Genomic DNA, 10,796 nt, shown 5'->3' on the forward strand with positions numbered 1-10,796 from the left:
GCACTGTCTCCGGCCGGAAGAACGGCGCCGGGTACTCTATGCATGAATCTGACGGAGAGCAAAATAAACGTTGTCAAATCCGCCCCGGTTGAGCAGGACGGCCGCTCGCCGTAGCGGGACGTTTTTATTCCCGGAGGCGGATTCGACCGTATCCGCTGCAAACGCCCTCCACGCCACGCTCCAGCGGGCTCCAGCAACACTTAAGTATGTGGGGGAGGGGGAAGAGGGGTATGTCACCTGCACCCGATATACGGATCCCTCTCGATGTGCCCTCCGAGGAGCAGGAGAGGTACCGGGAGAACTACCGGACAATCACGCACGGCACCGGGAGGCTGATGCTCTTTGCCGGGGACCAGAAGGTCGAGCACCTCAACGACGATTTCTACGGCGAAGGCATCCATCCCGACGACGCCGATCCCGAACACCTCTTCCGGATCGCGAGCCGGGCGAGGATCGGGGTCTTTGCGACGCAACTCGGGATGATCGCCCGCTACGGTGAGGATTACCGGGACGTGCCCTACCTCGTCAAGCTCAATTCCAAGACCAACCTGGTCGGAACCGCCCAGCGTGACCCGCTCAGCTCGGAGCTCCATCTCGTCCGGCAGGTCGTCGACCTCCGCGACCGGACGGGGCTCGCGATCCTCGGTGTCGGGTATACGGTCTACCTCGGGAGCGAGTACGAACCGATGATGCTCTACCAGGCGGCGCAGATCGTCAACAACGCGCACGCAAACGGGCTCATCACCGTGCTCTGGATGTATCCCCGGGGCAAGGCGGTCAAGGACGAACGCGACCCGCACCTGATCGCGGGCGCTGCGGGCGTCGCGGCGACCCTCGGGAGCGATTTCGCAAAGGTGAACCCGCCGAAGGCGGGCGGCTCGATCGACGCCGCAATGCTCCGGGAGGCGGCGGCGGCCGGCGGCAGGACGGGCGTCGTCTGTGCGGGCGGATCGCAGGCCGACGCGCCGGAGTTCCTGCAGCAGCTCTACGACCAGATTCACGTCGGCGGCACGGTCGGGAACGCGACCGGCAGGAACATTCACCAGCGCCCGCTCGACGAGGCCGTCCGGTTCTGCAACGCGATATCGGCGATCACCCTCGACGATGCGGGTGTCGAGGAGGCGGTCGGGATCTACGAGGGAGGTAAGTGAGGGTATGACGACGGTCGGCATACTGACGGGAGGAGGAGACTGTCCGGGCCTGAACGCGGTGATCCGGGCGGTCGTGCGGACGGGGGCGAAGCACGGGTTCGACGCGATCGGGATCCGGGACGGATGGCACGGGCTGGTCGCCGGGAACGTCGAGCCGCTCACCGACTACTCGGTGACCGGGATCCTCCCCAAGGGCGGGACGATCCTCGGGACGTCGCGGACGAACCCCTTCAAGAACGAGGCCGACGTCCAGCGGCTGCGCGACAACATCAGGAAGTTCGGGATCGACGCGATCGTCGCGATCGGCGGCGAGGATACCCTCGGCGTCGCGAACAAACTCTCGAAGATGGGCATCCCGGTCGTCGGGGTCCCGAAGACCATCGACAACGACGTCGGCGCGACCGACTACACCTTCGGGTTCGATACCGCCGTCGCCATCGTCACCGAGGCGATCGACCGCCTCCACACCACGGCGGAGTCGCACCACCGGGTCATGGTCGTGGAGGTGATGGGCCGGCACGCCGGGTGGATCGCAACCGTGGCCGGGATCGCGGGGGGAGCAGACGAGATCCTCATCCCGGAGATCCCGTTCGATCTCGACGAGGTCACCCACCACCTCCGGGCGCGCTATGAGCGGGGAAAGAAGTTCAGCATCGTCGTGGTCGCCGAAGGCGCCCAGCCGGAGGGGATGGCGGAGGCGATTGCCCAGTCCGCCCGGACGGATGAGTTCGGCCACGTGACCCTCGGCGGTGTCGGGAATTTCCTGCGCGACGAGCTCGAAAAGCGCCTCGATATGGAGGTGCGGGTGACGGTGCTCGGGCACATCCAGCGCGGCGGGTCCCCGACGGCGCACGACCGGGTGCTCGCGACCCGGTTCGGGGTGGCGGCGGCGGATCTCGTCAAGGAGAAGGATTTCGGGAAGATGGTCGCGCTCCGGGGGGACAGTATCGTCGCGGTCCCGCTTGAGGAGGCGGTGGCGAATCTCAAGACGGTGAATATGGATCTCTACGAGATTGCGAGCATCTTCTACGGGGGATAAGCGGCACCGGACCCTACCGTCGGTGCAGGTGCCGGTGGTGGATGTCGGGCTGGTGCGGGTGCTCGTGTGCGAGTTCGGCATGGGCGTGCACGTGGGAGTGCTCCCCGGCCGCCGAGAGCGGCGGATCGCCGGGCTCGTGGTCGTGATCGTGGTGGAGGTCGTCGTGGCGGTGACGGTGCTCGTGGACGGTTGCCGGGTGCCGGTGGGGGTGTGAATGCTCCTCGGAGACCATCAGCCAGGCCCCGAGCGCCATGACGGGCAGCGCGACGTAGAAGGCGCCCGCCGGGAGTTCGGCGAAGAGCAGGAGCGAGAAGAGGACGCCGAAGAACGGGGAGACGGCGAGGAGCGAACCCGCCCGGGCTGCACCGATGCCCCGGAGGGCGAGGAGGAAGAGGATGCTCGTCAGGCCCCCGTAGCAGAGGAACCCGACCGCCATGGCGGCGGCAGCCGTGGCCGTGGCCGGGAGGTGCTCCCCGGCGGTGAGCGCGACGAGGAGCGTGACGGTGCCGGCGCCGATCCCCTTTACAGAGATGACGAGGAGGGGATCCTTCGCCGAGAGCCGCTGTCCCAGGTTGTTGTCGACCGCCCAGAAGAGGCAGGTGAGCAGGATGCCGAGTGCCGGGAGGGAGAGGCCGAGTCCGGCGGCCGGGTTCCAGGTGAGGAGGAGGCACGATGCGGTGATGCACCCGAGCGCAACCCAGACGCGGCGGCTCACCCACTCGCCAAAGATCGTCGCGGCAATCAGCGTCGTCGCAACGGCCTCGAAGTTCAGGAGGAGGGCCGCCGTCGCCGCAGGCGTTCCCGGGAGGCTGTACACCAGGGTGACCGGTGCGAGAAGCCCTCCGAAGAGCGTCACGCCGATGAGCCAGGGGATCTCGTTCCTCCCGGGCGGCGCCTCGACGTGGCTCCGCCGGGTGCCCGCCGCCGTTCCGGCGAGGGAGAAGAGCAGTGCGCCGCAGCCGCTTCCGAGCGAGACCAGTGCGGCGAGAGCGAGCGGCCCGATATCGGCGAGGAGGAGTTTCGTGAACGGGGCGCTCCCGCCGATCAGGACCGCCGTCGCCAGCGCACAGAGGACGGGTGTCCGGTACTGCGTCAGGGTGGATCCGTTCTCTACGGCGGCGGGTTTGCGCGGGTACAGGGGAGTTGCCTCCGGGATGATTGAATGTCGAGAAAAATGGGGGACGAATCGTCCCCGGTTACGCCAGGTTGTGCTTCTCTTTGAGTTCTTCCCAGTAGGGGTCGGCCTGCAGTTCCGCGATCCCCTCGTTCATGAACTCGAGGAGCGCGGTGTCCTCCTTGCGGATAGCGACGCCGAACTGTTCCTGCTCCTGCGTCTCGACGGAGCCGATGGTCTTCAGCGGCTTGCCTTCGATGATGTCCTGGATGGAGACGTCGTCGTACATGACCGCGTCGATCCTGCCGATCTCGAGGTCACTGACGGCAGCCGGTGTGTCGGGGTAGTATTTCAGGTTGTCTTTGGGCAACTTCCCGGTCTCGATCAGGTTGTCCTCGATCCAGATGGCGGCGGTGCATCCCCGCTGCGCTCCGATGACCACCTTTCCGGCAAGGACCTCATCAAGCGTCACGTTCGAGTCCTCGCGGGCTACGACGTCCTGGTTGATCGACCAGTAGGGGTTGCTGAAGCTGACCTTCTCCTGCCGCTCGGGGGTGATCGACATCCCGGCATAGACCATATCGATCTTCCCCGCCTGGAGGGTCGGGATGATGGCGTCCCAGTCGACCGCCATGAACGTCACCTCGATGCCCTTCTTCTCGGCGATCCACCTCATGGAATCGACATCGAATCCCTGGGCGTTCCCGTCCTTGTCGATGTAGCTAAAGGGAGGATATGCGCCGTCGATACCGACGATGTAGGAGTCTTTCAGTTCCGCTCCGTTGGTCTGCTCGGTCGTGCCGGTGCACCCTGCACCTGCGACTGCCAGCACTGCGACGATACATGCAAGCAGCGTGAGAATGCCATGCATTTTCATAAGGAAGGGATTAGTTAGACGAGTAAAATTAACCTTTTGATTTGGCGCTGCCGGAGAGACGGTTGGCCTGACAGCCAGCGAAATCTCTTATCCCGGGTCAAATCCCCGCCGTTGCCGCCCTTCCGCTCGGACCGGTGCGGCCTCCGGCGCTCTGCCGCCGTTCACCGCAGGAGGATCCGGTCGCTTCCGGCCGGCACGGAGCAACCATCCCCGCCGCAGTACGGCCGATAGGTATTTATCGTATCTTACCTCCTCTGAGGCCGCCTCCCGGAAGGGAAGCGCAGATATGGATGGTGAGCAGCATGAGAGGCATGAAAGAATCCGCCACGGGCGGGATGTCGAAAGTCGCCGGGTCCCTGCAGGAACTCGACCCCCGGATCATCGAACAGATCACGTCGAAGATCAACTTCCCCGCATCGAAAGACAACCTTATCTCCCAGGCGAAGGAGAGCGGAGCACCCCAGGGCCTCCTTGATGCGTTGAACCAGTTTGAGGATAAGCAGTACAACAGCCAGGAAGACATCAAATCAGAGTTTCAGAAGGTCCAGCAGAAATAACCCTTTTTTCAGCCGCACACAGGCGCCGGAGGCGGCACTTGCCCCGGAAGGAATCGTTTCTCAGGGCGGCGCTCCGTGCCGGGAGCCATGCAGGCAGCCGGGCCGCACCGTACCCGGGAGCGCTTCAAGGGCACGGTTCGCTCTGCCGGAAAGGCCCGCGACCCGTCATCTATATCTGGTCACCCGGTGCATGGCGCCGCATGTTCATCATCGGACACCGGGGGGCGCGGGCGCTCGGGCCGGAGAACACCCTGAGGGCTCTCCGAAGGGGTATGGCGTGCGCCGATCTCGTCGAGGTCGACCTGCGCCTCACGCGGGACGGTATTGTGGTCGCGATCCACGATGCAACCGTCGACCGGACGACGAACGGGACCGGGCCGGTCAAGGGGTATGCCGTCGAAGACCTGGCCGGACTGGACGCCGGCGAGGGCGAGAGGATTCCGACGCTCCAGGAGATTCTCGGCCTCGTCCATAGTAATACCGGGCTTGTCGTGGAGATCAAGGAGCCCGGGACGGAAGCGGTCGTCGTCTCGGCGCTCATGGAGATGATGCCGGAACGGCTCTTTCTGGTCTCGTTTCACCCCGCAAGCGTTGCGACGGCAAAGAAACTCCTCCCCGGGGCGCAGGCGGGCCTCATCTACTCTGAGGAGACCGGCGATCCCGTAGCGCTCGCCCGCTCGGTGCAGGCCGACCTCATCCTCCCGCGATGGGACCGGGTCTCGCGCGAACTGGTGAAGGAGGCGCACGCGGTCGGGCTGCTTGTCGCTCCCTGGCTCTTGAACACGGAGGACGATATCCGTGAAGCGCTCCGGCTCGGCATCGACGGGTTCTCAAGCGACGACCCCTGCGCTGCGCGGCGTTACCTTGAGGGATTGGCCGCGGAGCGCCCGGTCAGACAAGCGTCCCCGGGAGGTGCTTGAGGAGCCACGCCTTCACCTCGACGTAGAGGCTCCCGGCCGCCTCGTCGAGGGTGTGCCCCGCTCCTTCGTAGACGACCAGCCGCCGGGGTTCACCGGCACGCCGGTAGACCCCCTCCGAGGAGCGATGGGAGAGAACCGGGTCTCTGTCCCCGTGCACCAGGAGGATTGCCGCACGGCCGGCGAAGGCGGCGACCGGGTCGGTCCCGGCGGCCTGGGTGGCAATGGCGACGACGACCCTGACCGCCGGGACGTTCGCCGCCGCCTGGATCGCCACCGCTCCCCCGAGCGAGTGCCCGACCACCCCGGCGGCCGCGACACCCCGGCTCTCGAGGTAGCGCAGCCCGAGGACCGTGTCGAAGGCCGATTCCACGAGGTCGGTCGGATGCCGGTACTGCACCCGGAGCGCACTGATCCGGTGGTTCGGGAGATCCTCTGCCAGCCGCGGGTAGAGTCCCCGTGCCGGGGTATCGAACCCGCCGCCGGTTCCGCCCACCATGACGACGCCGTTCCGGGCTCCCTGCGCTTCGTAGTAGCGGCAGACGGTCGTCCCCCGGTCGGTCGCAATCTCCACGGTGTCGTAGGCCTCGCCGGCCTGTGGGAATCGCCGGATATCCGTTGGACGCACGTCGATTTTCGCATCCTCCACTTCAATTGCAGCCGTCCCGAGCATGGGGAGCAATAGAGATCGGGCCTATTTGTCCTTTGCGGCAGGGAGGTTTGTGCGCGCCCGGGCCGGGAGCGATCCCGCGTAACGGCGGCAGCGTTCATAGACCCGTGCGGAAAGTACATTACTATTGATTACAAATTATAAACTACGATGGATAAAATAGAACACAGACTCTTCCGGCACACAAAAGGATCTCCTCTGGAATCCGTCCCGGAACAGCACGCTGCGATCCCCGATCCCGGCGAGTCCGATGCCGACCTCCTCGACGCCTACTCCCGCGCCGTCGTCCGGGTCGTCGAGTCCGTGGGCCCCGCGGTCGTGAGCGTGGTCGTGGGGAAGAATCCCAATGGGTGGCGCGGCGAACAGGTGGGAGCGGGCTCGGGCGTGGCCGTGTCGCCGGAAGGCTACATCCTGACCAACAACCACGTGGTGCAGGGGGCGGGGAGGATCGAGGTCCGCACGGCGGACGGAATCGCTCTTCCCGCACGCCTGGCCGGGGCGGATCCGGCGACCGACCTCGCCGTGCTCCGCGCCGATACCGGGGATCTCGCCTACGCGTCGTTCGGCGACTCCGGGAAGCTCGCGGCCGGCCAGCTCGCGATAGCCATCGGCAACCCGCTCGGCTTTAACTCGACCGTCTCGACGGGAGTCCTGAGCGCTCTCGGGCGGGCGTTCCGGAGCCGGGACGGCCGCCTGATCGAGAACATCATCCAGCACACCGCTCCCCTGAACCCCGGCAACTCCGGCGGCCCGCTGGTGGACTCCCGCGGCCGGGTCATCGGGATCAACACGGCCATCATCCCGATGGCGCAGGGCATCTGCTTCTCGATCCCCTCGAACACCGCCTCGTGGGTTCTCCCGCAGCTGGTCGCCGACGGCAGGGTGCGGCGCGGCTACCTCGGTATCGCCGGCCAATCGCAGCCGCTCCCGCAGCACCTTGCTCTGGCGCTCGGCCTCGCCGCGAACCAGGCGGTCGAGGTCGTCTCGGTGAACCGGGCCAGCCCCGCCGGCCGGGCCGGGCTCCGGGCGGGAGACCTGATCGTGGCGATCAACGATACCTGCGTGACCTGCGTCGACGACCTGCACCGGTTCCTTGCCGCCTGGCCCATCGCGGAACCGGCAACCCTGAAGATTGTCCGGGACCGGCGGCACCTCACGCTCCCGATCGTCCCCGCGGAAGCCGCCGCGTGCACTGCTGCCGGGTGAAGCGGGGGCGGAACTCACAACCGAACAGGTCTTCGCGGCTTCGCGTTCTTCGCGTGAGGACCTGTCCTTCTCTTTGTACGTTATCTCACGCGAAGCCGCGAAGGACGCGAAGAGCGACATTCCGAGGCGCGACGGACAATGTCCGGAGCATGAGAAGCCGTTAGGCTTCGAGGCGCGACGGACAATGTCCGGAGCATGAGAAGCCGTTAGGCTTCGAGGTGCGAAGAGCGCGAAGTCCGCGATAACTGCTTCCCTTTGCGGTCACCACCGGCCCGGTCAGGGAACCCACGTTATCCGGGGCTCCCGGCGCGCCGCTTTCGGTGACAGGGGACCGGGATACCCGAAGATCAGCGGCGCCACGATCTGGTGATCGTCCGGAACCTTCAGCGCCGCGAGGAGATCGGGGTTCTGCTGGACGAGAGCCGCCGAACCGATCCAGCAACTGCCGATACCGAGCGCCCAGGCGGCAAGCATCATGTTCTCTGCGCAGAGCGCGCAGTCGAGGACGCTCGATACGGCTTCCCGGGCGCCGAGGACCAGGATCAGCACCGGGGCGTTGTAGAAGATGTTGAAGTCGGGGTTCTTGAGCGCCGCGAGAAACTCTTCCGTCCCTGGTCGGGCCTCCTCTCCGATCTTCTCGATAAGGATTGGTTTGCAGTAGTCGGATACCCGCCGCATCAGGCCCCGATCCTTCACGATCACGAACTGCCAGGGCTGAAGCCCGAGGGCGGTCGGGGCCTGGATGCCCGCAGTGATGATCGCTCTCAGGCCCTCGTCCGGGACGTCCTGGTCGGTGTAGTTCCTGACACTCCGGCGTTCCCGGATCACGGCGAAGATCTCGATGGACTCGGTATCCGTCATCATGGACTCCGGTTATGGCCCGCCGGGGGTATTTATACCTTGGCGAGGCGCGCTTCACGGGTCCCCCCGCCTGCAAGCATCTCCTTCAGGGCCTTCTGCCTGCTCCCCCGGGAACCCGTAAACGTCGCGCAATCGTCCGGGAGGTCGTGGAAAACCTGCTTTTCGTCCAATAATCGGATAGTAATCTTTTTAGTGTCCCCGGAGCACAACCACTACAGCGACTGTATCTCGGCGCCGGTGGGAAATGACGGACTCGCACCAGGATCGGGCACCCTTTGATCGTGCGGTGCTCAACGCTCTCGAAGACGGACTTCTTGTGGTAAGCGAAGACCGAAAGGTCAGTTGGTATAACCCGTCCCTCGCACGGACTCTCGGTATCCGGCAGGCGGACGCCATCGGGATGGAGATGAGTTCTCTTCTCGACGCATACTTCCTGCCGATCATCGAGGACGACGATTCCGTGCGGCTGCTCCGTCATGTCCTTGAGAACGGCGCGGACCTGCCTTCTCTTCTCTGCCGTGCCCGGACACCCGACGGCACCCAGCGCTGGCTCTCGATATCGAGCAAACAGGCTTTCGCCGTGACCGGGCAGCGGCTCATCAAGATCCGGGACGCCACCGCGGATCTGGATGCGCATCATTTCATGGCCGCGCTCGACCAGTCCCCGGTGGTCGTCTTTGTGCAGGATGAAGAACTCCGCTACATCTGGTCGTACAACCAGCAGCTGGGGTCCACGGATACGTCCATCATCGGCATGCGCGAAGAGGATGCCTTTCCCGAGAACGCCGGGCATCTTGCCGCGCTCAAACGGCGGGTTCTTGAGACGGGAGAGACCGTGCGGGCTGCGGTGACATTCACCGTCGCAGGCGAGCGGCGTGTCCGCGACCTGACGCTCAAACCGCTTCGGGACGCGGAGGGAGAGGTTGTCGGCGTTGCCGGGACGGCCTTCGACGTGACCGAACGGAACCGGGTGGAGGTGGCGCTCCGGGAGAAGACGCACGAACTGAAGAAACGGATGGACGAACTCCAGTGCCTGTACACCATCGCGCATCTTGTCGAGACGCCCGGGATGACGCTCGATAAACTCCTGCAGGCGGTTGCCGATACCCTTCCCATGGGATGGCAGTACCCGGACGATACCGGGGTGCGGATCGCCGTCGACGGCCGGGACTACTACCGGGGCGATCCGGCGGATACCCCCTGGAAACAGGAGAGCCCGATCGTCGTTCACGGCAGGCGGGTCGGCGAGGTCGAGGTGCGCTACCTCGCGGAGTTTCCGGAGGGCGGCGAAGGGCCGTTCCTGCCGGAAGAGCAGATGCTGCTCGACTCCGTCACGAAGCGGCTCGGCCGGATCATCGAGCGGCTGCAGGTGGAAGCGGCGCTCGAGGAGAGCGAGGAGAAGTTCCGTGGGATTGCCCAGCGGAGTTTCGATCTCATCGTCACGTCGTACCTGGACGGCGGGCTGAACTATGTCTCGCCGGCGATGGAGCGGATCCTCGGTTACTCTCCCGAAGAGATGGTGGGAACAGATTGGGAGGATTACATCCTTCCGACGAGCCTTCTGGCCTGGAAAGAGGGGCGGCGGAGAGTTCTCCGGGGCGAGCAGGTCGAAGGGCTCCAGGTCGAGGTCAGGCGAAAGAACGGGGAGACCGCCATACTGGAACTGAACGAGTCGCCGATCGTCGAGAAGAAGGTGATCGTGGGGTTCCAGATCGTCGGCAGGGATATTTCCGAGCGGATCCTGCACGAACGGCTCCGGGAGCAGGCGTTCGATATGACCGAACGGAATATCGAGCAGTTCGCCTTCCTTGCCGACCGGATCCGCCACCCGCTCCAGGTGGTCATGGGGGTCGCGGATCTCCTCGAGGACGAGGTGGTCGCGGAGAAACTCCGGGAGCAGGTCCGGCGGATCAATACGCGGATCAGCGAACTCGACCGGGAGTGGACGGAGTCCCGGAAGATCCGGGAGTTCTTGAAGCGGTACGAACTCTGAAGGGCTGTTGCGGCCTCGTGGTTGTTTTATAGGATCGTGGTTGCACCGGGGTTTCCGTGCAGTGGATCGCAGTGAATTGCACAACTCGCACCACCCTGTGCTCAAACTCTTGCCGGGACGGTAGTCGCACTTACGAACCATCGCGCTTTTGAAAGCCCTTCGGCTACAATGACACGGATTTCCAGTGGATATCGCCATAGGGGGGTGGGGACAAAGGGGAGTGCGAGCGCAGCGAGCATGAGAAACTCGAAGAGTTTCGAGGGGGGCAAGCCCCCTTCCCACCTGACGGTGGTCGAGCTCCGGTTCCACGAACCATCGCACTCCCCGTCAGCCCCTCCTCGCACCTAACGGTGCTCACGCTCACTGCGTTCGCGCCTCGCACCTTCGGTGCTCGAACTCCGCTCCTGCGGA

General features: G+C 65.1%; 11 protein-coding genes. 6 read left to right on the plus strand and 5 right to left on the minus strand.

Annotation, left to right across the window (positions count from 1 at the left end; translation table 11 throughout):
- Window positions 1-230: 230 nt before the first annotated feature.
- Both EI28_RS05460 and EI28_RS05465 read left to right on the plus strand, forming a co-directional pair.
- A complete protein-coding gene (locus tag EI28_RS05460) occupies window positions 231-1,151 on the plus strand; it encodes an aldolase (RefSeq protein WP_048113313.1) in 921 nt (306 codons plus the stop codon).
- 4 nt (window positions 1,152-1,155) lie between these two features.
- The gene (locus EI28_RS05465) at window positions 1,156-2,190 is read left to right on the plus strand and encodes a 6-phosphofructokinase (RefSeq protein ID WP_048113314.1); all 1,035 of its coding nucleotides are present in this window, start codon (window positions 1,156-1,158) and stop codon (window positions 2,188-2,190) included.
- A gap of 13 nt (window positions 2,191-2,203) precedes the next feature.
- Here the strand turns inward: EI28_RS05465 and EI28_RS05470 are convergent, their stop codons facing one another.
- Together EI28_RS05470 and EI28_RS05475 are read right to left on the minus strand one after the other, a co-directional pair.
- Window positions 2,204-3,349, minus strand: coding sequence for a DMT family transporter (locus EI28_RS05470; protein WP_369792256.1), 1,146 nt, complete (start codon window positions 3,347-3,349; stop codon window positions 2,204-2,206).
- A gap of 37 nt (window positions 3,350-3,386) precedes the next feature.
- Window positions 3,387-4,181 (minus strand): ABC transporter substrate-binding protein, encoded by a 795-nt coding sequence (locus tag EI28_RS05475; RefSeq protein WP_048113318.1) that lies wholly within the window; start codon window positions 4,179-4,181, stop codon window positions 3,387-3,389.
- Window positions 4,182-4,492: 311 nt separating this feature from the next.
- On the opposite strand from EI28_RS05475, the gene EI28_RS05480 reads away from it, so the two are divergent.
- Both EI28_RS05480 and EI28_RS05485 read left to right on the plus strand, forming a co-directional pair.
- Window positions 4,493-4,738, plus strand: coding sequence for a DUF2795 domain-containing protein (locus EI28_RS05480; protein WP_231476603.1), 246 nt, complete (start codon window positions 4,493-4,495; stop codon window positions 4,736-4,738).
- Between the two features lie 38 nt (window positions 4,739-4,776).
- Window positions 4,777-5,658 carry a glycerophosphodiester phosphodiesterase family protein gene (locus EI28_RS05485; RefSeq protein ID WP_231476604.1) on the plus strand — a complete coding sequence of 294 codons (882 nt, stop codon included), beginning with the start codon at window positions 4,777-4,779 and terminating at the stop codon, window positions 5,656-5,658.
- Here EI28_RS05485 and EI28_RS05490 read toward each other — a convergent pair.
- Complete coding sequence (locus tag EI28_RS05490) at window positions 5,630-6,328, minus strand: alpha/beta hydrolase (protein ID WP_048113322.1); 699 nt, start codon at window positions 6,326-6,328, stop codon at window positions 5,630-5,632. The two genes, EI28_RS05485 and EI28_RS05490, sit on opposite strands and share 29 nt — an antisense overlap.
- A gap of 147 nt (window positions 6,329-6,475) precedes the next feature.
- On the opposite strand from EI28_RS05490, the gene EI28_RS05495 reads away from it, so the two are divergent.
- Complete coding sequence (locus tag EI28_RS05495) at window positions 6,476-7,531, plus strand: S1C family serine protease (protein WP_048113324.1); 1,056 nt, start codon at window positions 6,476-6,478, stop codon at window positions 7,529-7,531.
- Between the two features lie 276 nt (window positions 7,532-7,807).
- Here EI28_RS05495 and EI28_RS05500 read toward each other — a convergent pair whose 3' ends face one another.
- On the minus strand, window positions 7,808-8,395 hold the full coding sequence (locus EI28_RS05500; protein WP_231476605.1) for a nitroreductase: 588 nt from the start codon (window positions 8,393-8,395) through the stop codon (window positions 7,808-7,810).
- Between the two features lie 29 nt (window positions 8,396-8,424).
- The gene (locus tag EI28_RS13980; RefSeq protein WP_155937260.1) at window positions 8,425-8,562 is read right to left on the minus strand and encodes a hypothetical protein; all 138 of its coding nucleotides are present in this window, start codon (window positions 8,560-8,562) and stop codon (window positions 8,425-8,427) included.
- 74 nt (window positions 8,563-8,636) lie between these two features.
- Between EI28_RS13980 and EI28_RS05505 the strand changes: the two genes are divergently transcribed.
- Window positions 8,637-10,385: a PAS domain S-box protein gene (locus EI28_RS05505; protein ID WP_048113325.1), complete on the plus strand. Its 1,749-nt coding sequence runs from the start codon at window positions 8,637-8,639 to the stop codon at window positions 10,383-10,385.
- Window positions 10,386-10,796 lie beyond the last annotated feature (411 nt).

The organism is Methanoculleus sp. MH98A, assembly GCF_000691865.1.
GTDB lineage: Archaea > Halobacteriota > Methanomicrobia > Methanomicrobiales > Methanoculleaceae > Methanoculleus.